Below are 23836 nucleotides of genomic sequence, written 5' to 3'. Positions count from 1 at the left end.
GGAATTAAATCAGTTGGGCAATTTTCCTCGCCAGTTGCACATGAAGATGATGGCTGGCCTTGAATGCCAGATAGTGAGCTACAGGGAGAACTCCTAATAAACTCAGGTCGCCCACCAGGTCTAAGAGTTTATGACGGGCGGGTTCATTGGCAAATCGTAAGGGGGGATTGAGCCAACCTTCAGGGCCGCAAACGAGAGCATTATCCAGACTACCACCTTTAATTAACCCCTGCGCCCGTAAGGTTTCAATTTGGGGGGCCAGGCCAAAGGTACGAGCGGGGGCGATGGTGGTGCTGAAGGGTTGGCGATCGGGTTGCCAACTGTGCCATTGTTGACCGATCGCCTCCAAGTCGAACTCGATGCCATAGGTAAAGCGCAGTTGGGGGGCAGGAATGGCGGCGACAAAGGCATCTTTATCGGTAATAGAAATCGGTTCGCTTAAGGTTTTCTCCGATACTGGCAAATGTCCGGCTTCTTGTTGATGGGCGCGAATGATATCGACCCAAGGGAGGGCTGAACCGTCGAGTAGGGGGACTTCGGGGCCGTCGATCTCGATCCGGGCATCAGTGATGCCTAGGGAAAACAGGGAGGCGAGAAGGTGTTCGACGGTACGGACGCTGGCCTCACCGACCGCGAGTTCTGTGGAGAGGAGGGTGGATTTTACGGCTTCGATCTGGGCGGGAATGGTGGGTTGATCGGGCAGATCGACGCGCACAAAGTAGCGTCCGCTTCCGGGTTGGGCGGGTAGAACTTTGACTTGGGTTTCGAGGCCACTATGCAGACCGATACCGGATTGGGTAAAGGGTTGGGTTAGGGGAGTTGCGATCGCCATGATTAAAATTTTTCTCCAATCCCAAAGTGGACTCGGCTACTGCCATCGGTGGTAAATCCGTAGTCAACACGGATGGGGCCTAGGGGGGTGTTGATGCGGACTCCAACGCCTGCGGCTGCTCCTGAGCCAGGCAATCCCCTGCGTCCGGAGGGGTCACCAATTACGGCACTACCCGATCCGAGGTTGCTGGCGGCATCAATAAATAATACGCCTCCAAACAGTTTGGCGACGGGGAAGCGATATTCTACAGTTCCTTCGAGGAAGTAGCGACCACTGCCTAGATCTCCTTCTGCAAAGCCTCTAACTGACTCTAGACCGCCAAGAATGAAGGCTTCATAGGGGGGAAGGTCTCCCAAGGTTGCACCCCCTTCAATTTGAAAGGCTAGGGTTTGGGAGCCTTCATTGAAGTTAGTGAATTTAACGGGGACATAGAAGGTATGACTGCCCCGCAGACGGCTCATGACGACGCTGGTTAAGGGAATGGACTGCTCGATACTGAAGCGGGTGACTGAGCCACTGGTGGGTTGGGCTGGGTTGTTGCGGCGATCGCGAACCATGCCAAACTGGAGCATGAGCAGGTCATCAACGCCGGTATTATGGAAGGCTAGACGTTCCCCTTCATCGTCTCTAGCGGTGAGTTCATTATCGGCATCGCGGATTGAAACATGCTGGTATTGTAAGCCTAGGGAGCCTATCCAATCGGGTTTTAGGGGGTCTTCGCCCAAAGGACGGGAAAAGCGAATGCCTGCACCGGTACGCAGAACGCGGGGGCGATCGCCATTTTCTAAGCGGATCGGGTTCTCATCCCCATCATAAACCAGGGAGATCGATCGCCGTCTAAATCCATTCATGGTATAAGCTGTACGGTTCGGATCTCCGCCAATCCACGGGTCGCTAAAGCTAACATCGAACAAGAAGTCACGGGTTCCAAGTTGCACTTCTGTACGCAGGGTCTGGTTTTTGCCCCCAAAGTTCGTTTCTTGATAACTTAAAGAACCAAATAGACCACTAGCAGAACTAATACCACCTCCTGCGGCGATCGATCCCGTATTTTGTTCCTGTACATTCAGCACTACCACTACTTTAGTGGGATCGGTTCCCGGATTTAATGTCACATTCACATCCTGGAAAATACCCAAGCCATACACTCGCTGTAAATCGGCTTGAATCCTATCCCGATTAAAAATATCTCCCGGTTGTAAACTCAATTGCCGAGTAACAACATACTCCCGTGTTTTTCCCCTCACTGGAGTTCCATCTTCTTCTGTATCCTGTCCCTCTCGATTCAGATAAACAATCTCAATTCCTTCAATTACCCCTTCAGGAATCACTAGGGTAACTGTACCCTCTTCACTCACATCGGGAGTGTCTACTACCTGTGCCAAAATGTAGCCATTTTCTTGATACCAAGTGTTCAAATCTTGAATGCTCACTTGGAAGCGGCGCAGATTCAGGATTTTGCCATATTGATCTCCAAAAATTCGATCAATCGCCTCCTGGGGAACAACGGAAGGAATATCTGTTCCTGGATTAGCATTAATCCTAACTTGTCTTAAAACTGGATTAGGCTCTACTTCAAATGTAACGCGAACACCTAATGGGGTATCCTCCGGAGTAGCTCGCACATTAGCAAAGAATCCCGTAGCAAAAATAGAATCAATATCTTCTTGCAGTCGAGAACGGGTAGTGGTGCGTCCAGCTTGGGTACTAATGACCTCAAATACTCGATTTCTTAAGTCTCCCTCTACTCCCAGAACAACTACTTCTGCTACCAATACTCTCGGTTCTGTTGGCGATGAGTCATTATTTTGGCTCACTTGAGCGGTTAGGGATGCTGGTAGCGCATTTTCTTGTACGGCTGAAAAAGGAGTAAATGCGAGTTGCTGGGATTTTTCCTCTAACGGTTGGGGTTGGGGAAGTGGGGTAAAGGCTAAGGTTTGTTGCTCCGTTAATACATTTTCTTTGACTTCAGAAAAAGGAGTAAATGCGAGTTGTTGAGATTTTCCCTCTAACGGTTGGGGTTGAGGAAGTGGGGTAAAGGCTAAGGTTTGTTGCTCCGTTAATACATTTTCTTTGACTTCAGAAAAAGGCGTAAATGCCAGTTTTTCTCCTAAAGATTTAGAAGAAGGGTCTACTGTTTCCGCAGTAGGGTTTAAAACTTGACCTTGGACAGAATCAACCAAACCGAGAGTTGCCGAAGTGGTTAATAAGGTCAACCAGATAGGAGACAAGCGCATTGTTTTCACGTTCCGTAAACTTCCACACACCACATTGAACAGTTGGCTTGGCTGTTGAATCGGTTATTAGGATTGGAGAAATCCTACGACTCCAGCCAGAATACCTCAATCAACCCCTTAACTTAACACTTCTGAAGAGGTATTTTCATTTTCCCTTGCCTAAAACTCTCTCTAGCACTTGCTCATAGGCAGATTCAACATTGCCTAAATCCTGACGAAAGCGGTCTTTATCTAGGATACGCGCTTGGGGGTCAGTTTCGTCCTGTTTCCATAAACGACAGGTGTCTGGGCTAATTTCGTCGGCGAGGAGGATATGGTCTTGGCGATCGCGCCCAAATTCCAGCTTAAAATCAACTAGGATAATGCCGCACTCCTGGAAAAAGGCGCTGAGGTGACGATTGATGTCCAGGGACATTTGGCGGATATGGTCGAGTTCTTCCGGTGTAGCGAGGTTGAGGAGCAGGAGGCGATCGCGAGTTAGCAAAGGATCGCCTAAACTATCATTTTTATAGCAATATTCTACCAGAGGCGGATCGATTTCGGTTCCTAGAGCTAAACCGGTTTGTTTGCAGAGACTCCCGGCAGCACGGTTACGCACGATGACCTCAATGGGCACAATTGTTACCGCCCTTACCCGCATTTCCCGCTCTGAAGGGCAGTCAATATAGTGGGTGGGGATACCCTGAGCTTCCAGCATTTGGAATAAATGACTGGAGATCGCACAATTAATCTGTCCCTTACCGGTAATGGTTCCCCGTTTTTGAGCATTGAACGCCGTAGCATCATCCTTGAAATAGGAGAGTAGGACATCAGGATCTTCCGTTTGGTAAACGATTTTGGCTTTCCCTTCGTACAGTTGCGTCTTTTGTGACATAAAGCGTTGAGAATTCATAACCTATTAGCCTTAACCATACCTCTTTTTGGGGTAGTGATTAGCGAATTAGTTAAGGTGGGAATTTGTAAATTTTGGTAAACCACACGCTACAATCCCAATAGCACCATACAGCCTATTCTTCTTGAACCATGTTCGATCAATTTATGCCTATTTTTCAAGAACTTACCCAACAACCCGTAGCCTTTTTCGGGGGATTCTGTTCTGGGGTGTTACGGCTCAATTTATCAGAAGATCCGATTAAAACCTGGCTTGATCGACAAATCAGCGCCCCAGAAACCGATACTCATTCCTCTTCTGGCCCGCAATCGATTGAAATTGATTAAGTTCATCTGGGGGAAGGGCTGCTATTGCCTCTCCCCCATATGGGTTAGGGATAAAAGGCTAATTGGGGTAAACCCAAGGTTTCGTCCCAACCCTTGATCAGATTCAGACATTGAATAGCTTGGCCAGCTTGCCCCTTAATGAGGTTATCAATGGCTGACATCACAATCACTCGATTGGTACGCGCATCCACTTCTAAGCCGAGGTAGCAGAGGTTGGTTCCACAAGCCCACTTGGTTTGGGGATAGATGCCATTGGGTAAGACCCGCACCCAAGGGGAATTTTGATAGAAGACACTATAAATGGTGCGTAAGTCTTCCCGGACTAAACCGGGGTCGCGCAGGGTAGCATAAACTGTGGCTAAGATCCCGCGTACCATGGGAATCAGATGGGGGGTAAATTGCACTTTGACTTCATGGCTGGCTAAATCGCTACAGACTTGTTCGAGTTCGGGGGTATGTCGGTGACGGGTTACCCCATAGGCTGAGAAGGAGCTATCGGCTTCTGCTAAGAGGAGATTAATTTTACCTTGTCTTCCCCCTCCGGATGTTCCGGATTTGGCATCAACAATGAGGGTATCGGGTTCGATTAATCCTTGTTTGAGTAAGGGGGCGATCGCTAGTAAACTGCTAGTGGTGTAACATCCCGGACAAGCGATGAGATTGGTATGGGGAATGCGATCGCGGTAAATTTCCGGTAATCCATACACTGCCTTCGAGAGTACCTCATCATCAGCCCGGTCTTCGCTGCCATACCAAGCTTTATAAACCTCCATATCGGTTAACCGATAATCTGCCGACAGATCCAGAACCAAACAGCCTCTTTCGAGCAATTGGGGAGCCATTTTGCAGGCTAACCCATTCGGTAATCCTAAAAATACGACCTCACAGCGAGAGGCAATCTTATCAATATCAATAGATTCAACCGTAAGATTAACCTGATGGGCTAAATGGGGGTAAATATCCCCATAGGATTTACCCGCGCTACTGTCGCCTCCTAAATAAACCAAATCCAGTTTTGGATGTTCGCATAACATCCGCACCAGTTGCACGCCTCCATAGCCAGAAGCGCCCACGATACCAACGGTGACTTGCCCATTATCTCCCATGATGTGACCCTTAGTGAAATGTAGAGTTTACGTGATTAGAGTTTAGATCCGAATTCAGGGTTCTAGGTAAGGGAACCCTGAAGGTTTAAAGGTTGGCTGCATTGTAGTACCAAAACGGACATTCAATTAAAAATTAAAAATTAAAAATTAAAAATATTTTTTTATACATTTTGTCCCAGTGTTGCCTCTAGGGGTTAATCTAGCCTAGCTCGGAACACAAATGACTATAATTTTTGTAAAGGAACCACTTTAGGGTTGATAATTTTGCGCCCGAAACCCGTGAATTGAACAGCGACTGATTGCTGTTCTCCCTTCCCGAATACATGGGTAATTTGTCCGACACCAAAGCTACGGTGTAGGACGCGATCGCCGACTTGCCAACCTTGATTTTTTTCGGCGTTATTTTTTACCTTACTTGTACTCTTAGATTCGTTGTTCTTCACTGGCTTACTGATGGTTTTTGCAGAAGGTTTTTCAGGCTCTAGACTGGGGGCATTGACTCTAGATTGATAGGTATGACTGCCCCTTAATAACTCACGGGGTAGCTCGGCTAAAAATTGGGAAGGAGTCGCGGGTTCTCGGTTGCCCCATAACCGTCTTTCTTGGGCATGGGTTAAAAAGAGTTGCTCCTGGGCGCGGGTAATGCCCACATAACATAAGCGCCGTTCTTCTTCTAGAGCTGCGGGATCATCTATGCTGCGAAAATTGGGAAATAAACCCTCTTCTAAACCCACTAAAAAGACAATGGGAAATTCTAGTCCTTTGGCGGCATGAAGCGTCATTAAGGTGACTGCATTTTCCCCTTCTTCCAGATTATCTAAGTCGGATTGCAAGGGGGCATAATTGAGATAGCTGGAGAGATGGGTATCGCCCGTTTCTTCCTCATATTGGGTAATGGCGCTAAAGAGTTCTTGTAGGTTTTGTAAGCGATTTTCCGATTCATCTGTTCCCTGGTATTTGAGATCTTTGAGATATTCGGAGTCGGTTAAAATACCTTGGGCAATGGTCGAAGCTGTTTCAGTTTCTACACGAGATTGCCAACGGTCGATGAGGTTATAAAAGCTCATCACTGCTTTGGTTGAGCGTCCTGCTAAGGTTCGTACAGAGGTTTCATCGCTGATGATTTCCCATAGGGGAATACCGAGTTCTGCTGATGCGCTTAAGAGTCGATCTAAGGTGGATTTGCCAATGCCGCGACGGGGAACATTAATAACTCGCAATAAGCTGACGGTATCGGCTGGGTTGATCAATAAGCGCAGATAACAAATGGCATCCTTGATTTCTTTGCGATCGTAAAATTTTAAGCCTCCTACTATCCGATATTTGATATTTTGCCGCACCAACACATCCTCAAAGGCACGGGACTGGGCATTGGTGCGATACAAAATGGCAAAACTGCCCCAATTGACATCTGGATTCTTTTGTTCGAGTTGACGAATCTGACGAATGACAAATTCTGCCTCCTCGACTTCATTATCGGCTTGGTAGCAGGTAATGGGAACTCCTGAATCACGAGTGGGACGTAACACCTTATCAATCCGCTCCTTATTGTTTTGAATCAAGTGATTCGCTGCTTGTAGGATATTTTCTCGCGAGCGATAATTTTCTTCTAATTTAATCATAGTTTGGCTGTTGCGATCCGGCAAACCATCGCCAAAATCTTTTTGAAAATCCATCAAAATGGTAAAATCAGCCATGCGGAAGCTATAAATGGATTGATCGGCATCTCCGACGACAAAAATAGAGCGATTTTGCCAATCTTTATCGTTAAGGCTCTGGACTCCACCGGTAGATAACAAGCGAATGAGATCGTATTGGGTACGATTGGTATCCTGATACTCATCAACTAAAATGTGATGAAAGCGGTTATGCCAGTAGGCTAGAACCTGCTCATTTTGTCGCAGTAATCTGACGGGAACTAAAATTAAGTCATCAAAATCGAGAGCGTTATTTTCGGCTAACCGCTTCTGATACATTTCATAAACTTCAGCAATCACCCGTCCCCGATAGTTGGGTTGTTCTCTGTGGAAGTCTTGGGGTGATAAGCCTTGATTCTTGGCATTACTAATGGCGTAACGAACGGATTTATGGTTAAACTTTTTGTCATCTAGATTTAAGTCTTTGGTGACAATTTCTTTGACCAGGCTTTGCACGTCTGATTCATCAAAGATAGAAAACTGTTTATCCCATCGTCTGCCGGTTTCATCTTGGTATTTATCGATGTCGTAGCGTAAAATTCGAGCGCAGGAAGCGTGGAATGTCCCGACCCATAGGGGTTTAATATACTCTTGATAGATGCGCGATCGCAACCGCATCTGTTCCGCTTCCCCCAAATCCTCCCAATCGCGCCCCGTAGAACTGCGAGCCAACTGCTCGGCAAACAGGCGCTCAATGCGCTCTTTCATTTCCCGCGCGGCTTTATTGGTAAAAGTTACCGCCAGAATCTGTTCTGGATTCACCCGATGCCGTAAAATTAAATGGGCAATCCGATAGGTGAGGGCACGAGTTTTCCCCGAACCTGCACCGGCAACCACCAACATCGGGCCACACACATGCTCAACCGCCTTTCGTTGCGAAGGATTGAGAACACTGAGAAAATCTGAGGTTTGGGTCATGGTCGAAACAAGGCTGAGTCTACGGCAAACGAAAGATGACATTATAACATTACTGGTGATACTTAGGGAAATTCAAAATAAATAGAGTTTTCATCTTCTCTAAAAACGAAGTTCATGATTAAAGGGGATTTATTCAGGAGTAGGGCTGTTGAGTTTAAATCAAAAATCCCTCTAATTCGACCTTAAAAATTTCAGGATCGGACTATTTTCAAAATTTATCCCTTGTGCTATCATCTACTTTGGCATTCAAGAATGAACGGATATCTAGACCATCTCAGATTATCCTGGTCTTTCTCTGCTCCTTCACATTCCTACTTTTAAGCGGCCCTAATGTTCACCAATATTCGCCTTTTATTGGAAGCTTGCAAGTCTTTAAACCTGGATTATGAGATGGTTCACCCTAATCGAAATGTAATCCAAGTTAATCTCGATAAACCTTATTTGTTTGTCAATGGATTTACTCCCCTGTTAACGGGGTCGATGATGAAAATTGTTAAAGATAAAGATTATACTTATCATCTCCTCAAAGATCGGGTGGCGATGCCGAGAACGTCTGCCTATGTCGATCCCCAGGTTTCCACTTATAAAAACTATGCTATCTGTAAAAGTATTCCGGAAATTAGAGCAGATATTGAAGATCGTTTCACCTTACCCACCATTGTGAAAAAAAATACGGGATCTTGTGGAATGAATGTCTTTCTCTGTCAGGAATCTAGTCAGATTGAAGCCTCTTTATACCACATTTTCAATCGCAACAATAAAGATTATGACTATGTTGCCCTAGCCCAGGAAGCGATCCAGATTGATACAGAATATCGGGCTATTTTTCTCAATCAAGGTTTGATATTGCTGTATGAGAAAAATATTAAAAATGCTATTTTTACGGGCAATTTAAGTCCTTTGCATTGGGAAGGCGCTCAAGCCATTTATATCCAGGATCGAGATCTAATGAGCCAAATGGAAGATTTTATCAAACCTGTTTTTGAGCGATTGCCAATTAACTATGGAGGATTTGATATTGCGCGAGATAAGTCAGGGAAGTTATGGTTAATCGAAATTAATTCAAATCCTAATTATGGGATCTTTATTCGCGATAATTCAGAGCAGTTAGTGGTTGAGGTGTTTGAGAAGCTTTTAAAGTCTCTGATGGCTTAGTAAGGAGAGGAAGGGGCATGAGCGGTGGAAATTCTCAGAGAATGGATTAATCTGGTAGCAGCTCTGTAGGAATTAAGATTACTGATGCTAGATTGGCGAAAATTATGGCGAAGTCTCCTGGCTCGTTTATCTCAATGGTGGCGTAAGTTATGGCAAAGGTTAGGGGGAAATGAGGTTGCTGATTTTAGTGCCCCTGAAGGCCTTCCCCTGAGCTATACTCACTATGAATTTTTGTTTAATGAGCTTCTGGAAGGGGTGAGTGAACAAGGATGGCAAGAGGGAGAAATTCGGGGTTTTCTCAGACAATGGGAAGAGCGTGCGACTGAGGGGGAATGGTTAGGATGGTTAGAGCGCTTTGGTGAGCGGGTGTTGGGGTCTCGATCGCCGAATTTGGAGTTAGGGCGACGGATGGTGAGGTTGGGGGAGGTTTACCGGGAAGCTTTGGGGCAACTTGCGGGTGAGATTGGTTCGGCGCTTTTGGAAAGACCGAGGGAACCGGAACCGGAAGGGGTGGAAGAAGCGCCAGTGGTGGAGGAAAAACCGGTCATTGTTCCGCCTCCAGTCATTGAGAAAAAGCCTATTGTTAAACCTCCCAAGCAGAAGGTAGAGCCTCCAAAACGTCCTCAACCGGCGGTCAAATCTCCTGAATCGAGTCTAGAGTTGCCGTCTTTGAATAGTTTGTCGGGGGTGTTGCGTTTGTTGCAATTACGACCGCAGATGGCACAACAGTTGGCGCAACAGATGGGAATTGAGAGGAGTAATCCGGAGGAGGTGTTACAGGAGTTACAGGTTAGGGCGCTGATGAAGTCGAGTGTGAAGCAGGAGCAACAGGGGAATTTACGGGGGGCGATCGCCTCTGTGGATCGGGCCCTGAGTTTGAATGCTCAGTCGGCGATCGTCTGGGGCATGAAGGGGGATTTGTTATTTAAGTTACAGAAGTTTGAACAGGCGATCGCCGCCTACGATCGCGCCATCACCATTGATCCGAACGATGAACAAACCTGGTATAACCGGGGAATGGCTCAGTTTCAGTTACAACAGTTTGAATTAGCCTTAAGCAGTTTTGAGCAGGCGCTAAATTTAGAACCAAGTTTCTATGCAGCTTGGAAAAATAAGGCGATTTCCCTGCTGAATTTAGGACGGGATGGGGAAGCTCTGGAAGTATGCGATCGGGCTTTGGAAATGGAACCGGACGATCCTGTTTTGCACACCTGTCGAGAAAAGGCCCAGAAAAGTTTAGAGCATGGGGATAAAATGGGTAATGGGTAGTTAATATAGGAAATTAGGAGTAGCCCAAATGACCATCGAATCCGATATTATTAAAAATATTGAAAACCTCCCTCAATCGGTTAAGCAAGCCGTCTTGCTGTACACTGAGTTTTTGGCTCATCAGTATGGCAATCCATCTAGTCCAGAAACTAAGACTAATAAACGGGGTGGACTGGGTATTTGGAAAGATCAGATTTGGATTGCAGATGACTTTAATGAACCCCTTGAAGATTTTGCTGAGTATATGTAGCCATGAAAATCTTAATAGATACTAATATTTTAATTTGGTATCTTCAAAGTAATAGTCAACTCAGCTTGCTGGCTAAAGGAATTCTTGAGGATACAGATAATCAGCTCTACTAATGTTGATTGCTCAAGCAATCAATTATTCCCTAGTTATCATCACTGCTGATTCAGCCTTTGATCTGTATCCAATTCAGCGTCTATCGGCATAGATCGGCACAAAATTAGGGCGATCGCCCTAAAAATCTCCATCTACTCCCATCGGTTACAGAAAGGGTAACACCTCATCCATCCGCAAAACCCTGTGACATGCTCAGAAATATAGATCCCTAATTCTGGAAGCTCAAGATAATGACTGCACTAACACTAAAAAAGCTCGGTATGATGATGACAACCGGTTTAGTCCTCTTGGGGTTGTGGGGATGTTTTCGGCCGACAACTCCAGGGGCGATTGCCTCTCTACCCATTGTCACTCAACCCAATGCTGCTGTGAATCCCCAATTAACCGATGCTCATACCCGCTTTAGCTTCAAGCTATGGCAGCAACTTTTAGCACAAGAAAAAAACCAAAATATCTTTATTTCTCCTGCGAGTGTGGCGATCGCCCTCACCATGACCTACAATGGCGCATCAGGAGACACTCAAACCGCCATGGCTAATGCCTTAGAACTCCAAGGCATGAGCTTAACTGACATTAATCAAGCTTACGCCAATCTCAAACAGCACTTAGAAAATACCGATAACTCCATTCAGCTCAAATTAGCCAATTCTCTTTGGGGCAGAAATGACATTAACTTTAAACCCGATTTCTTACAACAAACCAAAACCTATTATGATGCCAACCTCCAATCCTTAGATTTTACCGATCCGGCTGCTCCTAAGCGTATCAATGATTGGGTGAAGCAGCAAACCCAAGGTAAAATCACCCAAATGGTCGATCAAATTAATCCCAACGATCTCCTCTTCCTCATTAATGCCACCTATTTTAAGGGACAATGGCAAAACGAATTTAATCCTAATCTCACCCAAGAGCGTCCGTTTCATCTCCCCAATGGACAACAAAAACAACATCCGATGATGTTCCAAACCGGGAGTTATTATTACCTCGAAAACGAGCAATTTCAAGCCATACGCTTACCCTATGGTAATGGCCGGTTTAGTCTCTATGTCTTTTTGCCCCAACCTGAGCAAAATTTATCCCAATTTTATGCCCAACTCAACAGTAACACTTGGCAAACTTGGCTCGGTCAATTTCAAGAACAAGAGGGTTCAATTACCCTGCCTAAATTTAAACTAGAATATGGAGTAGAACTCAAACCCGTTTTATCTGCATTAGGCATGGATCTAGCCTTTAGTCAACAGGCTGATTTTTCTGGAATTAGTGATAGTTCTGCCAAGATCGATCAAGTCAAGCATAAAACCTTTGTCGAAGTCAACGAAAAAGGCACAGAAGCGGCTGCTTCCACCTCCGTTGGCATTGTCGCTACCTCAATTCGTCCGCCATCCAATCCCTTTACCATGGTGGTCGATCGTCCCTTTTTCTGTGCTATTTACGACCATGAAACCCAAACTCCTTTGTTCTTGGGATCAATGGTTAATCCTGAATAATCCCCTATGATGTTCTAGACCCTTGGGGAAAAAGACTATAAACTGAACTGAGAAAATCAGGAATCAGGAGTAGGGACAGATGGTGGGACTTCGCCCTAGGGCCGATTTAAACAAATGTCACAGAAGAGCGATCGCCAAACTGCTGTCGATCGCAGTATGGGCTTTAATGGCAGTGGGATTAACCCTCTGCTTACCCGGATGGAGCCAAACCCCACCGAAGGCTACGGTAGCAGCAAGGGCCCCCATTGTCTTAGATGGTTATGAATTGTTTGAGGTGGAAGCTTCGGGCAACTTTAGCGCTCAGGAAAGAGCCACCCAAGTTAATCAATTATTACAGGAAAAATTGGATGGGGCGATCGCCTCTGATACCCCGCCTGAAGTCACTATTGTTGAGAATGATAGTCAAGTTAGTTTACAAGTGAATAACCGTCACCTGATAACGGTGACTCAAGGGGATATGATGCCAGGGCAACCTTCCCTAGAACAAGCTCAATTTTGGCAATACCAGATTCAACAAGCCCTGCAACGCGCTCGCCGGGAAAGAACCCCCATTTATAGAGCTTGGGCGATTAAAATGGCCGCCATCGCCACGGGGGTAGCCCTGGTTCTGCAAAGTCTGTGGTTTTGGTTCCAGCGACGCTTACGACGGCAAAAAATACAGGATGGGAAACTAATTAAGACTTCCTGGAAAATCTTAGCTCTGATCCTGTTGCAAGTCGCCACCTGGATTATCTTTATCTCTTATGTAACCAACCTTTTTCCCCTCAGTCGTCGTTGGTTATATCGCACCTATATTCTGTTAAGAGATCTGTTTTCTGCCCAAATTTTTACGATCGGAGAACGGGGTTTATCCCTAAATAATTTACTGTTAATTGGGATAATGGCGATCGCCTTAATCTTCCTGACTAACTCCTTTACCCAAGTTCTGAAGGCAAAAATTGTCCCCCTAGTGGGAGTCGATCGCCACTCCCAACAGGCGATCGCTTTCTTCATTCGCTATGGTCTCCTATTTATTGGATTTCTGCTAATTCTCACCCTCAGTGGGGTAGACTTTAGCTCCTTGGCGATCGTGATTAGTGTCCTCGGTGTGGGCATCGGGTTCGGTCTACAAAATATTGTCAAAGACTTTATTAGCGGTCTAATTATGATCTTTGAGAGGCCCATCCAAGTCGGGGAACTGGTGCAGGTGGGAGACTTTCAAGGCCTGGTGCAACGGATCGGCCCCAGAGTAACTGAAATCACCACCATTGACCGCATTACCATCATGGTTCCTAACTCCCGCTTTATTGAAGGAGAAGTACAAAATTGGAATCGTACCGGTTTAACTCGTCTCAAAGTGTATGTGGATGTCGCTTATGGTTCGGATATACAACGGGTTCATAATATCCTGCTGGCCGTTGCCCAACTTCCCCACCCGGAAATTCTCCGCCATCCCCCACCGAAAGCCCAATTTAGAGGTTTTGGAGAGAATGCCCTGAGTTTTCGCATCGTGGTCTTTATTCGAGACCCCTTAAAACAACCGAAGGTCAAGACCCATTTACTCCATCATATGGCTCTATATTTACAAGAGTATGGGATTCAAATTCCCTTTCCGCAACGGGATTTACATCTTAAACTGCCTGGACTCGAACAAGTCACCGATGCTTGGTTAAAACAACAGGGGCGAGAGAATTGGCAACCGCCCCCGATGCCCATCCCCGAACCGCCTCCAATTCAGCCCGAATATGATTGGGAGGATATCATTCAACGAATGCGAGGCCCGGAAGGGGTTTCTATTCGCGATCGTCGCTATGGTTTAAAAGTCTTTTCTCACTGCTTTATTGGTTCTGAAGCCGTAGATTGGTTAACGAAGCATGAACAAGCCACCCGTCCGGAAGCGGTAATCATGGGACAAATGATGCTGGATATGGGAATTTTTCATCATGTTTTAGATGAGCATGAATTTGAAGATGGCCCCCTTTTCTATCGCTTTTATGCGGATGAAACCCCTTCAGATGAAGCGCAATATTCTCCTCCTTCACCCACGGGCGATCGCGTAAGCGATGCGGAGCATTATCGCGTAAGCGATGCGGAGCATTATCGCGTAAGCGATGCGGAGCATTATCGCGTAAGCGATGCGGAGCATTATCGCGTAAGCGATGCGGAGCATTATCGCGTAAGCGATGCGGAGCATTATCGCGTAAGCGATGCGGAGCATTATCGCGTAAGCGATGCGGAGCATTATCGCGTCAAAGAAACGGAGTTTTATCGCCCCGATGAACGGGGAATCGAAAAAAATACAGAGACCGATTCTACTTTTACTGAGGATTAGCCCTTTCTCCGAGGTAGTAGCCCTCAATCCATACCCATTTTAAATTTTTTCGGCTGTCGCCGACATGAAAATTTTTAATTGATATAAGATAGGAGCGCCGCTATCGCCAGAGGTCTATGGTTCTAATTGATTGGTTAATTGTTCTCTTGTATTTGATCTTAACGTTAGGGTTGGGGTTATATCTATCGGGGAAAGCCTCGGAAGGACTAGAAGCGTTTTTTGTCTCTGGGCGATCGCTCCCTTGGTGGCTCTCCGGAACCAGTATGGCAGCGACGACGTTTTCCATTGATACTCCCCTCTACATTGCCGGAGTTGTTGCCAGTCGCGGTATTGCCGGAAACTGGGAATGGTGGAGTTTTGGCATTGCCCATGTGGTGATGATTTATATCTTTGCCCGCATGTGGCGCAGATCGGGGGTGGTAACAGATGCCCAGTTAACGGAGATTCGCTACGGGGGATCGATGGCAGCAGTTTTACGGGCAGTGAAGGCCTTTTTATTTGCGGTTCCGATTAATTGTATCGGCATTGGCTACGCCATGCTCGCCATGGTAAAGGTGATTGATGCCCTGGAATTGTGGCAAAGTTTGGGCATAGAACCAGGAGAAAATCTTAAACTTTGGAGTGTGGTAGGGGTCAGTTTATTTGTCTTATTTTATGCGGGAGTTTCTGGACTGTGGGGCGTAGTAGCGACGGATTTTTTCCAGTTTTTTCTCGGATTATTGGGGGCAATTATTGTCGCTATTATTGCGGTAAGTCATGTGGGTGGCATTCATGAGCTAATCCCCCTAGTGCAAGAACGAACGGATATGGATATTCTATCCTTTCTTCCCCTGAAGGGTGAAACCGCTAGTCTGAGTTTAAGTACTTTTGGGGCCTATTTGTTGATTCAGTGGTGGGCGTTTCGGCGCAGTGATGGTGGTGGCGAATTTATCCAACGGTTGTTAGCCTCGAAGGATGAAGCGGAAGCGGAAAAAGCCGCCTGGTTTTTTAATATTTTGCATTATGTGGTGCGGACTTGGCCCTGGATTTTAGTGGCGCTGGTGGCGCTGGTGATTTATCCCAACCTCGAAGATCCAGAGCTGGGCTATCCGAAATTAATGTTAGATTTCTTGCCTCCAGCGATGTTGGGGTTGGTGGTGGCTTCTCTGCTGGCAGCGTTTATGAGTACGGTTTCGACCTCGATTAATTGGGGGGCATCTTATTTAACCAATGATTTATATTTACGCTTTTTCCGGCCTGAGTCTACTCAGTCGGAGTTGGTGCTAGTCGGTCGTGTTTCTTCGATCCTGGTGACGGTTTTAGGGGCGATCGCCGCTTTTTATAGCCAAGATGTGGCAACGGTGTTTCGGTTGGTGATTGCGATCGGTACAGGGCCGGGATTAGTCCTGATTCTACGCTGGTTTTGGTGGCGCATCAATGCTGCCGCCGAATTAGCCTCCATGGTGGGGGGATTTATCGTGGGATTAACCACCAGTGTTGTGCCTATATTAACCATTGAAGATTTTGGCTTGCGCTTACTGGTGACGGCTGGTATTAGCAGCGTTTGCTGGGTAACGGCTATGCTCCTCACTCCCCCAGAGTCCGATCGCACCCTAGATGAATTCTATCGGTTAGTGCGTCCCGGCGGCCCCGGATGGCGCAGAGCGCGATCGCGTACAGGATTACAACCCGCACAAAGCCTGCCCCAAGATTTACTTAAAGTCACCGCAGCCAGCTTGCTCCTATTCGGCTCTATGTTTGCTGTAGGCGGCTTTTTACTCTTGAATTCGACGGTGGGTTGGACAAGCTTAATTATCGCCGTTGCTGGCGCGATGATGCTGCGCCAGGTAAGTCAATTCAGGATTGCTCCCATGGCTCGACCGGGGTTAGACGATGAATAATCCCCGCACTAATCATTAATTTAAAGTTAAGTTCCCTATCGGTAGATAGAATTCTAGGGTATCAAGAAAACCAGCAAGATTTGGGATATATGAATGATTTGCCCGTCCCCCCATCCTTCACCTACAGTTCTCGTTATCGGCTATGGTAACCCCTTGCGGGGGGATGATGGTATTGGGCAAACGGTAGCAACAGGGGTAGAAGATTGGGAATTAGTAGAGGTGCGATCGCGAGCAGTTCACCAGCTTATGCCAGAATTAGCACAAGAATTATCGGAAGTGAACTTAGCGATCTTCGTCGATGCGGCTCTATCGGGAGACGAAGTAACCCTATCTAAACTTGAGCCTGCACCGGAACAGGGGTTACCCTGGGGACATTCTCTCAGTCCCTCCCGCTTACTGGCTCTCTGTCAATGGCTGTATCAAACTGTGCCTCAATCCTGGCTCGTGAGTGTTCCTGGCGTTGATTTTTCTGACAGCGATCTCCTCTCCCCCATTGCCCAAGAGCGCGTTACCATTGCCCTCAACCACATCACCCACTTACTCAAATCATCCCCATAACCCGACTCCCCCATTCCCCCATTCCCCCATCCCCCTATCCCCCCATCCCCCCATCCCCCTATCCCCCCATCCCCCCATCCCCACTATGCACGAAGTCAGCATCATGGAACAAACCCTAGAAATTGCCCTCAACCATGCTCAAAACCAGGGAGCAAGCCAAATTCATCGGATTAAACTCAACGTTGGGGAACTCTCCGGTGTCGTTCCCGAAGCTTTAAAGTTTGCGTTTGATGTAGTCATTCAAAATACCATTGCCCAGAGTGCTACACTAGAGGTCGAAACCATACCGGTTGAATGTTACTGTTCCCATTGTCAGGAAAACTTCTATCCCAGTGACATCATTCATATCTGTCCCCACTGTGGACAACTGAGCCGGGACGTTCGTCAAGGGAAAGAATTAGAGTTAGCATCCTTGGAGGTTTCTTAAATCCATGTGTACCGATTGTGGTTGTGCTGTAACCCCTGGAAAAGTTGAGATTCATAGCCATTCCCATGAGCCTCATAATCATGTCCACGATCATCACCATCATCACGGCGATCGTGACCATACCCATACCCTACCGGTTCATCAAGCCATTTTAGCTAAAAACGACCGCCTCGCCGAACGGAACCGGGGCTATTTTTTAGCCAAAGGGCTGTTGGTTTTGAATGTGCTTTCTTCTCCTGGTTCTGGTAAAACTACCCTGATTCAACGCACCCTATTCGATCTTGGAGAACGGCTACCCGCAGGGGTAATTGTGGGCGATTTAGCCACCGATAATGATGCTCAAAGACTACGGGAAACGGGCGCACCTGTCGTGCAAATTACCACGGGCAGTATCTGCCATTTAGAAGCGGATATGATTGCCCAGGCGATTGCCGAAATACCCCTTGACAAATTACAGCTTTTGATCATAGAAAATGTCGGTAATTTAGTCTGTCCCGCAGCCTACGATCTGGGCGAAAACTTGCGCGTAGCTATGCTTTCCACCACAGAAGGCGAAGATAAACCCCTCAAATATCCCACCCTGTTTAAGAGTGCCGATGTCATTTTGCTCAACAAAACTGACCTTGCTGAAGTCGTCGGATTCGATCGGGAAGTTGCCCTGAAAAATATTCAGCAAGTCGCCCCCCAAGCGCAGATTATTGAAGTCTCTGCCCGCAGTGGTTTTGGTCTTGAACAGTGGTATGGTTATTTAGAGGAACAATTCAACAAAATTGCTCCCCAATTGGTACATCCGTAACCTTCAATCTTAACCGGATTATAAACTGAGACTTGAAAGAGGAAAAAACCATGTTAAAAGCATCAGATATCATGACCACAGAAGTGGTGATGATTGGCGGTTTAGCCACCGTAGCAGAAGCGGTTAAACTCATGCGAGAAAAAAAAATTCGCTCCCTGATCGTTAAACGCCGTCATGACCAAGACAGCTACGGAATTCTAACGGAAAGTGACGTAGTTTATAAAGTCACTGCCTATGGAACTGACCCCAAAACGGTGCGGGTTTATGAGATTATGACCAAACCCTGTGTGGCGATCAATCCTAATTTAGGCGTTGAATATGTGGCCCGGTTATTTGCCAATTTAGGACTGCATCGTGCCCCCGTGATTAGTGGCGAAGTCTTGGGTATTATTTCCATTACTGATATTCTCAATCGCGGTGATTTCTTGGAAAAACCGAAAGCACTTACCCTACAAGAAGAAATCGACAAGGCGATTAAAGAAGCGCGGCAAATTTGTCAAGAGAAAGGCCCCAACTCTCGTGAATGTGCAGTAGCTTGGGATATCGTCGAAGAGCTAGAAGCAGAATCGGCTCACCAGCAAGCTAAGAAGATCACTAAAACCAAGTTTGAAGAATACTGTGAAGAATTCCCCGATGCTCTAGAAGCGCGGATGTACGACACCTAAAGCTTGGGTGAGGGATCATCTCCCTAGGTAACCTCAACGTATAGGTTGGGTGGCAACAGAAAACCTAACCTATACAAGAGAGGTACATTAATGACTGTTTTTAACGATAGCTAAAATGGCTCAAAGCGCGGCCCAATCTGTGATTTGTTCCCCCTATCTCCCCATCCCCCCATCACAGCGCAAAGCGCTGTAACAATTTACAGCGCTTCGCGCCCTCCGTGGGGGAATGGGGGAATAGGGGAGTGGGGGGAGTGAACAACAGACTCAATTTAGCTTTGGGCTATTCTGGCTATCGTTAAAAACCGCTATTTACAGCAGTTTTCGCTGCTATGGGGTACATTTTGATCCCCCTAAATCCCCCTTAAAAAGGGGGACTTTCTGATTCCCCCCCTTTTTAAGGGGGGTTGGGGGGATCTTTCTCGGCTGTACCTCATTACCGCGTAAAGTGCTGTATGTACCGCATAGCAGAGGAAATTGCTATAAGTGGAAACATTTAAGGATTTGAGGTTAGATCGGGTCATTCGAGTGGCAGGTGTGGATGAGGTGGGCCGGGGTTCGCTCTTTGGCCCGGTGGTGGCTGCGGCTGTTATCGTATCACCGGAGGGGGCCCGTCGATTGCAAGATTTGGGGGTACGAGATAGTAAGACATTGAGCCACCGACAACGGCAGAAGTTATTGGGGATGATTGAAGAATGGGCGATTGATTGTCAATTGGGTATGGCCTCGGTGGCGGAAATCGATCGGTTGAATATTTTACAGGCATCGTTGTTAGCCATGAAGCGGGCGGTGCTAAAATTGGGAGAGCTTCCCCAGGTGTGTTTGGTGGATGGCACTTATCCGATTCCTCAGTTGGAAATGGTTCAGAGGACGGTGGTTAAGGGCGATCGGACGGAGGTAGCGATCGCCGCCGCCAGCATCGTCGCCAAGGTTTGGCGAGATGAATTGATTACTCGCTTAGATCCGTTGTTTCCCCAGTACGATCTGAGGACGAATAAAGGTTATGGAACGAAGAAACACCGTGAGGCGATCGCCGAGTTGGGTCTCTCTTGTCTCCATCGGCGATCGTTTAAACTCAAGTCAATTCAGAATGGATTAAGCCTGATGGGGATTAACTAAAGCCTCTAGATTGCCCTCATTAGCTACCTGAGTATTTTGGCTCTTTTGTACCCAGTGGCGATAATCCCAGAGCAGTTGGTGCATCAAACGCTGTTTAATCGTTAAAAGGACACTGCGGAGTAATCCATTGCCCGTATTTTCTAGAAGATAGGAGGGAGTCAGATTTAAGGGAGGGGGCAATTCTACCTGTACGACTAAGTTAGCTTTGCCGTGAAGAATGGTGCGATCGCCCTGCTGTTGGGGGCAAAGTTGCCCTTTTAAATCCAGATGAAAGCGTTGATTAATATATTCAATGCCTCGAATATCACAGCCCACCGACTGCAATTTTACATTTCCGTGAGGATCTGCCCAAACTTTCAGATCTACCGTAGGCTGGAAAGTAAACATCATAAAAGTCAAGGGGCGCATTTTCAGCCGAAAGATTTCATCACTCAAGTGTTCAATTTGACTTTCGGCGGTTAAGGCATTGACTAGGCGTTTGGGTTGCCGTAGGTAATGCTGGATAGGAATAGGTTCGGCAGGAACATTGAGGTTAACGGATTGAGTGGCACTAAATTGGGTGGTCATGGATTAGCTGTTAATCTATTCATGTAAATTTATTTTACAAAATTCTCAGGATTCTAGCCGGTCACTAGAGCGGAAAAAACAACTCACTACTCGATACAGAGGAATCTTGGAACTATAAATGCCGGATTTGAGTTCCAGATATCATACCCTGTCCTGTATGAATAATCGATCTTTAGTTGTTAATTTTTGTTGACTAAGCTCAATAATTTTAACGATCGCCGATTAGCCCCAACATTTCCTCATCTAGAATAAAAACAAAGATTAACAAGCCATCATCCCTATGTATCTCACCTATCTTGATAGCAACTCTTGGTTACTCGAACTGGGAGGGCAAAAAATCCTCATTGACCCTTGGTTAGTCGGCCCCCTAGTATTTGGTAATCTGCCCTGGTTATTTAAAGGATATCGTCCCCAAGACCGGGCTATTCCAGAAACCATTGATTTAGTGGTTCTCTCTCAAGGATTGGAAGATCATGCCCATCCCCAGACCCTGAAACAATTGAATAAAAATTTACCGGTTGTCGGCTCCCCCAATGCGGCCAAAGTGGTTAAAGCGTTCGGCTATACCGATATCCATTCCCTAGAGCATGGGCAAACCTATCGCCTCAATGAGCAGGTAGAAATTGAGGCCGTTCCCGGTTCCCCCATCGGCCCTACCCTGGTGGAAAATGGCTATATCTTCAAGGAACTCTCTAGCGGCAAAACGGTTTATTATGAACCCCATGGTTACCACTCGCCGACGCTGAAGGAAAAGAGACCGATTGATGTGATTATTACGCCTATGATCGATCTGGGTTTACCGCTAGTTGGCCCCATTATCAAGGGAACCGAAAGCGCCCTAAAAGTGGCAGAATGGGTTAAGCCTCAAGTGATGTTACCCACGGCTGCCGGTGGCGATGTCAAGTTTGAAGGCTTGTTGATTTCTTTACTCAGAGCGGAAGGAACTGTAGAAGAATTTCAGCAAAAGCTATTGGCTCAAGGCTTAAGCACCCAAGCCCTCTCGCCCACTCCTGGAGAGCGCTTAGAGGTCGTTTTGAATTAAGCTTGGGGGATGGGGGGATAGGGAGATGGGGGGATAGGGAGACATTAATAACTGTCTATTGTCTATTGTCTATTACCTATTCCCATTCCCTATTCCCCATTCCCCATTCCCTTGTATGATAAACAATGGAGTAATACTGTTGTTTTAAGATTAACTATGGACATTCTCTCTTTAGGTTGGGTTTCCTTACTGGTGATTTTCACCTTCTCTATCTCTATGGTCGTTTGGGCAAGAAACGGTTTCTAACTAACATCTGAGGGAACGCTCATGGAATCTCCACTTTTCGCCAGTCTCGTCTGGGCAGCTTTTGCCCTGTTAGTCTTGGTAACAGGCGGAGTAGTTTATCTTACCTTAGTAGACTGGAACGATCGCCGCAAGCGACAAAAGGAAGAGCGCGAAAATCGCTCTTAAATCTTAATCATGGGGTTAATAGTGGTATTGGGTGATGGGGTAAGACTCCTTAACCCGATGCCCTATTGCCGATCCTAGGTTCCCTAAATGTAAACAGCAATGAAAGACTCTGATACGATTATCTTAAAAGCCTTCTTATTTGCGATTAGTGAGTGTGCAGAAGAGTTACCCTTAAGTCTTAAGTTTGGGATTCATCAAGCGATCAAAGACTGGGATAATGGAGATACAAAAGCCCTAGTTGCTCTAGAAGAATTGCTCTATAACTATGACGAAATTCTGACCCTCTATCAACAAGCTTGTGTAACGCTTCAGCAAAAACGGGTTAAACCCGACTTGGAGGAAGAATCAAAGGAAGAGGAGAAAGCAGAGGTAGATAAAGAGATAGTTTCACCTCCCCAACCTTTACCCAACTTAAAAACGGTTGGCTTTAGCATTTTACGCGCTGAAGATCCCCAAGGAGCAGCGAAACGAAAATTAGAAGAGTATGATGCTTCTCCAGAGTGGTATTTAGAGTTGATCCTCGATGCGGTAATTAGTGAATAAAAATATAGCCCTTTGATGGGAGATGGTGTTTGTAGGGGCAAAAATGTTTTCGCCCCTACAAATCCTGTCTCAGGGTGAATCAACTCAACTATAATGCTTGATCAATTCGGGTTTTACCCGGTCTAAAAAGAGGACGACCATAGCGGTAAAAAGTCCTTCTAAAACGACTAAGGGCATATGAGCTAAGATTAATGCCCATAAAGAGGCTTGTTCTAGGTTTTGGTTAAGGTCAGTGGGCAAGGTGAATAAGACGGTGGTTAAGAAAAGGGTGGCGGATAGAGCGATGGCAGTGCTACCCGCGAGAAAGCCAAAGCATCCTGTCCAAAGTCGATTTTTCAATCTGAATGTGAGCCGGGAACGAAAAATAGATCCGGCAAGTAAGGCGGGAATTCCCATGATTAGGGCGTTAATTCCTAGGGTGGATAATCCTCCATGTTGAAACATGACGGCTTGAAAGAATAATCCGATGATAATGGCGGGAAAGGCGTAATAGCCTAAGATGGCTCCAAGTAATCCATTGAGGACTAAATGAACGCTGGCAGGGGGGATGGGAATGTGAAGGGAGGAGGAGACAAAAAAAGCGGCGGTGAGTAAGGAGGCTTTGGGAATTTGGGTTTGGTGGCGATCGCTCCTTTCAATCTGTTTCAAAGACCACATTAGGACTCCTCCACTGACTGCATATCCCGCAATGACGACTTGTGGAGGAAGCATACCATCAGGAATGTGCATTCGACTTACTCCGATTACTGCGTGAGAAAAATAACGCTGTACCCACAAATCCCCAGAGGATTGAAGCCAGCATCGTAGCTCTTTGGAGAGAGGTATAGCCCCCTAAACTGCCAGAGGCGATCGCACTGACAGCATAGGAGCCAGGGTTTTGGGCGGTTGAGCTGCCATTTACTGAGGCTCCAGGGCTGGCAATATGAAAGATCTGACCATGACCAGCCTTACGAATTCTCACTGTCCAAGTCCCCATTTGATCCGGTTCAGGGACAAAAATAAACTCCCCTTGGGCATCCGATACCCCTTGCATCCAAGGGGTTGCCGGATCGTCAGGAGCATAGATTGTCACTTGGGCGTTATCCATGGGTTCTCCAGAATCATAGGTGGCTTGCACTTGGATCGCGGAGACTTGATGATGCTGAATATGCACCCCATGGGCGATCGCTTTTTGGGACAGAGGCAAAAAGGAAGCTATCCCTAACAGGATCAAGATTTTCCGTCTCATAGAATAATG

24 protein-coding genes are annotated in these 23836 nt (G+C 46.5%); 16 read left to right on the top strand and 8 right to left on the bottom strand.

Going from position 1 to position 23836, the window contains the following annotated elements; all coding sequences use genetic code 11:
- Nucleotides 1-4: 4 nt before the first annotated feature.
- The 3 genes from lpxC to purC all read right to left on the bottom strand — a co-directional run bounded on the left by lpxC (nucleotide 5) and on the right by purC (nucleotide 3943).
- A complete protein-coding gene (lpxC, locus tag AC3FZD_RS04695) occupies nucleotides 5-832 on the bottom strand; it encodes a UDP-3-O-acyl-N-acetylglucosamine deacetylase (protein ID WP_488739016.1) in 828 nt (275 codons plus the stop codon).
- Between the two features lie 2 nt (nucleotides 833-834).
- Nucleotides 835-3069: a BamA/TamA family outer membrane protein gene (locus AC3FZD_RS04690; protein WP_488740266.1), complete on the bottom strand. Its 2235-nt coding sequence runs from the start codon at nucleotides 3067-3069 to the stop codon at nucleotides 835-837.
- Nucleotides 3070-3214: 145 nt separating this feature from the next.
- A complete protein-coding gene (gene purC, locus AC3FZD_RS04685; RefSeq protein ID WP_488740265.1) occupies nucleotides 3215-3943 on the bottom strand; it encodes a phosphoribosylaminoimidazolesuccinocarboxamide synthase in 729 nt (242 codons plus the stop codon).
- 149 nt (nucleotides 3944-4092) lie between these two features.
- On the opposite strand from purC, the gene AC3FZD_RS04680 reads away from it, so the two are divergent.
- Nucleotides 4093-4287 (top strand): ssl0294 family protein, encoded by a 195-nt coding sequence (locus AC3FZD_RS04680; protein ID WP_488739015.1) that lies wholly within the window; start codon nucleotides 4093-4095, stop codon nucleotides 4285-4287.
- A 44-nt stretch (nucleotides 4288-4331) separates the two neighbouring features.
- Here AC3FZD_RS04680 and argC read toward each other — a convergent pair whose 3' ends face one another.
- Complete coding sequence (argC, locus tag AC3FZD_RS04675) at nucleotides 4332-5393, bottom strand: N-acetyl-gamma-glutamyl-phosphate reductase (protein ID WP_488739014.1); 1062 nt, start codon at nucleotides 5391-5393, stop codon at nucleotides 4332-4334.
- Nucleotides 5394-5617: 224 nt separating this feature from the next.
- Nucleotides 5618-8008 carry a DNA helicase PcrA gene (pcrA, locus tag AC3FZD_RS04670; RefSeq protein ID WP_488739013.1) on the bottom strand — a complete coding sequence of 797 codons (2391 nt, stop codon included), beginning with the start codon at nucleotides 8006-8008 and terminating at the stop codon, nucleotides 5618-5620.
- A 330-nt stretch (nucleotides 8009-8338) separates the two neighbouring features.
- Between pcrA and AC3FZD_RS04665 the strand changes: the two genes are divergently transcribed.
- The 11 genes from AC3FZD_RS04665 to AC3FZD_RS04615 all read left to right on the top strand — a co-directional run bounded on the left by AC3FZD_RS04665 (nucleotide 8339) and on the right by AC3FZD_RS04615 (nucleotide 20036).
- The gene (locus AC3FZD_RS04665) at nucleotides 8339-9163 is read left to right on the top strand and encodes an ATP-grasp domain-containing protein (RefSeq protein ID WP_488739012.1); all 825 of its coding nucleotides are present in this window, start codon (nucleotides 8339-8341) and stop codon (nucleotides 9161-9163) included.
- Nucleotides 9164-9247: 84 nt separating this feature from the next.
- A complete protein-coding gene (locus AC3FZD_RS04660; protein ID WP_488739011.1) occupies nucleotides 9248-10432 on the top strand; it encodes a tetratricopeptide repeat protein in 1185 nt (394 codons plus the stop codon).
- Between the two features lie 28 nt (nucleotides 10433-10460).
- Nucleotides 10461-10682, top strand: coding sequence for a type II toxin-antitoxin system VapB family antitoxin (vapB, locus tag AC3FZD_RS04655; protein WP_488739010.1), 222 nt, complete (start codon nucleotides 10461-10463; stop codon nucleotides 10680-10682).
- A gap of 344 nt (nucleotides 10683-11026) precedes the next feature.
- Complete coding sequence (locus AC3FZD_RS04650) at nucleotides 11027-12283, top strand: serpin family protein (RefSeq protein ID WP_488739009.1); 1257 nt, start codon at nucleotides 11027-11029, stop codon at nucleotides 12281-12283.
- Nucleotides 12284-12362: 79 nt separating this feature from the next.
- On the top strand, nucleotides 12363-14594 hold the full coding sequence (locus AC3FZD_RS04645) for a DUF8459 domain-containing protein (protein WP_488739008.1): 2232 nt from the start codon (nucleotides 12363-12365) through the stop codon (nucleotides 14592-14594).
- Nucleotides 14595-14710: 116 nt separating this feature from the next.
- Nucleotides 14711-16474, top strand: a complete 1764-nt coding sequence (locus AC3FZD_RS04640; protein WP_488739007.1) for a sodium:solute symporter family protein — start codon at nucleotides 14711-14713, stop codon at nucleotides 16472-16474.
- A gap of 93 nt (nucleotides 16475-16567) precedes the next feature.
- A complete protein-coding gene (locus AC3FZD_RS04635) occupies nucleotides 16568-17032 on the top strand; it encodes a hydrogenase maturation protease (RefSeq protein ID WP_488739006.1) in 465 nt (154 codons plus the stop codon).
- Between the two features lie 85 nt (nucleotides 17033-17117).
- Complete coding sequence (gene hypA / locus AC3FZD_RS04630) at nucleotides 17118-17459, top strand: hydrogenase maturation nickel metallochaperone HypA (RefSeq protein ID WP_488739005.1); 342 nt, start codon at nucleotides 17118-17120, stop codon at nucleotides 17457-17459.
- Between the two features lie 4 nt (nucleotides 17460-17463).
- Nucleotides 17464-18255 carry a hydrogenase nickel incorporation protein HypB gene (gene hypB / locus AC3FZD_RS04625; protein ID WP_488739004.1) on the top strand — a complete coding sequence of 264 codons (792 nt, stop codon included), beginning with the start codon at nucleotides 17464-17466 and terminating at the stop codon, nucleotides 18253-18255.
- A 50-nt stretch (nucleotides 18256-18305) separates the two neighbouring features.
- Nucleotides 18306-18920, top strand: a complete 615-nt coding sequence (locus tag AC3FZD_RS04620; RefSeq protein WP_488739003.1) for a CP12 domain-containing protein — start codon at nucleotides 18306-18308, stop codon at nucleotides 18918-18920.
- Between the two features lie 483 nt (nucleotides 18921-19403).
- Nucleotides 19404-20036, top strand: coding sequence for a ribonuclease HII (locus tag AC3FZD_RS04615; RefSeq protein ID WP_488739002.1), 633 nt, complete (start codon nucleotides 19404-19406; stop codon nucleotides 20034-20036).
- On the opposite strand, the gene AC3FZD_RS04610 is transcribed toward AC3FZD_RS04615, so the two are convergent.
- Nucleotides 20013-20603, bottom strand: a complete 591-nt coding sequence (locus AC3FZD_RS04610; protein ID WP_488739001.1) for a DUF1997 domain-containing protein — start codon at nucleotides 20601-20603, stop codon at nucleotides 20013-20015. The two genes, AC3FZD_RS04615 and AC3FZD_RS04610, sit on opposite strands and share 24 nt — an antisense overlap.
- Nucleotides 20604-20883: 280 nt before the next feature.
- On the opposite strand from AC3FZD_RS04610, the gene AC3FZD_RS04605 reads away from it, so the two are divergent.
- From AC3FZD_RS04605 to AC3FZD_RS04590, 4 genes are all read left to right on the top strand, one after another.
- Entirely contained in the window at nucleotides 20884-21645 is a 762-nt protein-coding gene (locus AC3FZD_RS04605; protein WP_488739000.1) for an MBL fold metallo-hydrolase, read from the top strand.
- Between the two features lie 156 nt (nucleotides 21646-21801).
- Nucleotides 21802-21891: a cytochrome b6-f complex subunit PetN gene (gene petN, locus AC3FZD_RS04600; RefSeq protein ID WP_271941349.1), complete on the top strand. Its 90-nt coding sequence runs from the start codon at nucleotides 21802-21804 to the stop codon at nucleotides 21889-21891.
- Nucleotides 21892-21912: 21 nt separating this feature from the next.
- Nucleotides 21913-22056 (top strand): hypothetical protein, encoded by a 144-nt coding sequence (locus AC3FZD_RS04595; protein WP_283753425.1) that lies wholly within the window; start codon nucleotides 21913-21915, stop codon nucleotides 22054-22056.
- Between the two features lie 99 nt (nucleotides 22057-22155).
- Nucleotides 22156-22599 (top strand): hypothetical protein, encoded by a 444-nt coding sequence (locus tag AC3FZD_RS04590; RefSeq protein WP_488738999.1) that lies wholly within the window; start codon nucleotides 22156-22158, stop codon nucleotides 22597-22599.
- An 84-nt stretch (nucleotides 22600-22683) separates the two neighbouring features.
- Here AC3FZD_RS04590 and cbiM read toward each other — a convergent pair whose 3' ends face one another.
- Together cbiM and AC3FZD_RS04580 are read right to left on the bottom strand one after the other, a co-directional pair.
- Nucleotides 22684-23328, bottom strand: coding sequence for a cobalt transporter CbiM (gene cbiM / locus AC3FZD_RS04585; RefSeq protein ID WP_488738998.1), 645 nt, complete (start codon nucleotides 23326-23328; stop codon nucleotides 22684-22686).
- Entirely contained in the window at nucleotides 23315-23827 is a 513-nt protein-coding gene (locus AC3FZD_RS04580) for a carboxypeptidase-like regulatory domain-containing protein (protein WP_488738997.1), read from the bottom strand. The genes cbiM and AC3FZD_RS04580 overlap by 14 nt, the downstream gene beginning before the upstream one ends.
- Nucleotides 23828-23836 lie beyond the last annotated feature (9 nt).

The organism is Roseofilum sp. KMC-1, from assembly GCF_057802075.1.
Note: the sequence above shows the minus strand (reverse complement) of the source record. Positions and strands in the feature narration are given on the sequence as shown.

Excerpts from the sequence above, each read along its gene's own strand:
- hypB (WP_488739004.1), top strand. The coding sequence starts at position 17,464 with ATGTGTACCGATTGTGGTTGTGCTGTAACCCCTGGAAAAGTTGAGATT.
- AC3FZD_RS04595 (WP_283753425.1), top strand. The coding sequence starts at position 21,913 with ATGGAATCTCCACTTTTCGCCAGTCTCGTCTGGGCAGCTTTTGCCCTG.
- argC (WP_488739014.1), bottom strand. The coding sequence starts at position 5,393 with ATGGGAGATAATGGGCAAGTCACCGTTGGTATCGTGGGCGCTTCTGGC.
- lpxC (WP_488739016.1), bottom strand. The coding sequence starts at position 832 with ATGGCGATCGCAACTCCCCTAACCCAACCCTTTACCCAATCCGGTATC.
- AC3FZD_RS04660 (WP_488739011.1), top strand. The coding sequence starts at position 9,248 with ATGCTAGATTGGCGAAAATTATGGCGAAGTCTCCTGGCTCGTTTATCT.
- AC3FZD_RS04580 (WP_488738997.1), bottom strand. The coding sequence starts at position 23,827 with ATGAGACGGAAAATCTTGATCCTGTTAGGGATAGCTTCCTTTTTGCCT.
- hypA (WP_488739005.1), top strand. The coding sequence starts at position 17,118 with ATGCACGAAGTCAGCATCATGGAACAAACCCTAGAAATTGCCCTCAAC.
- AC3FZD_RS04650 (WP_488739009.1), top strand. The coding sequence starts at position 11,027 with ATGACTGCACTAACACTAAAAAAGCTCGGTATGATGATGACAACCGGT.
- vapB (WP_488739010.1), top strand. The coding sequence starts at position 10,461 with ATGACCATCGAATCCGATATTATTAAAAATATTGAAAACCTCCCTCAA.
- pcrA (WP_488739013.1), bottom strand. The coding sequence starts at position 8,008 with ATGACCCAAACCTCAGATTTTCTCAGTGTTCTCAATCCTTCGCAACGA.
- AC3FZD_RS04665 (WP_488739012.1), top strand. The coding sequence starts at position 8,339 with ATGTTCACCAATATTCGCCTTTTATTGGAAGCTTGCAAGTCTTTAAAC.
- AC3FZD_RS04640 (WP_488739007.1), top strand. The coding sequence starts at position 14,711 with ATGGTTCTAATTGATTGGTTAATTGTTCTCTTGTATTTGATCTTAACG.
- AC3FZD_RS04690 (WP_488740266.1), bottom strand. The coding sequence starts at position 3,069 with ATGCGCTTGTCTCCTATCTGGTTGACCTTATTAACCACTTCGGCAACT.
- cbiM (WP_488738998.1), bottom strand. The coding sequence starts at position 23,328 with ATGCACATTCCTGATGGTATGCTTCCTCCACAAGTCGTCATTGCGGGA.
- AC3FZD_RS04635 (WP_488739006.1), top strand. The coding sequence starts at position 16,568 with ATGATTTGCCCGTCCCCCCATCCTTCACCTACAGTTCTCGTTATCGGC.
- petN (WP_271941349.1), top strand. The coding sequence starts at position 21,802 with ATGGACATTCTCTCTTTAGGTTGGGTTTCCTTACTGGTGATTTTCACC.
- AC3FZD_RS04645 (WP_488739008.1), top strand. The coding sequence starts at position 12,363 with ATGGTGGGACTTCGCCCTAGGGCCGATTTAAACAAATGTCACAGAAGA.
- purC (WP_488740265.1), bottom strand. The coding sequence starts at position 3,943 with ATGTCACAAAAGACGCAACTGTACGAAGGGAAAGCCAAAATCGTTTAC.
- AC3FZD_RS04680 (WP_488739015.1), top strand. The coding sequence starts at position 4,093 with ATGTTCGATCAATTTATGCCTATTTTTCAAGAACTTACCCAACAACCC.
- AC3FZD_RS04610 (WP_488739001.1), bottom strand. The coding sequence starts at position 20,603 with ATGACCACCCAATTTAGTGCCACTCAATCCGTTAACCTCAATGTTCCT.
- AC3FZD_RS04620 (WP_488739003.1), top strand. The coding sequence starts at position 18,306 with ATGTTAAAAGCATCAGATATCATGACCACAGAAGTGGTGATGATTGGC.
- AC3FZD_RS04590 (WP_488738999.1), top strand. The coding sequence starts at position 22,156 with ATGAAAGACTCTGATACGATTATCTTAAAAGCCTTCTTATTTGCGATT.
- AC3FZD_RS04605 (WP_488739000.1), top strand. The coding sequence starts at position 20,884 with ATGTATCTCACCTATCTTGATAGCAACTCTTGGTTACTCGAACTGGGA.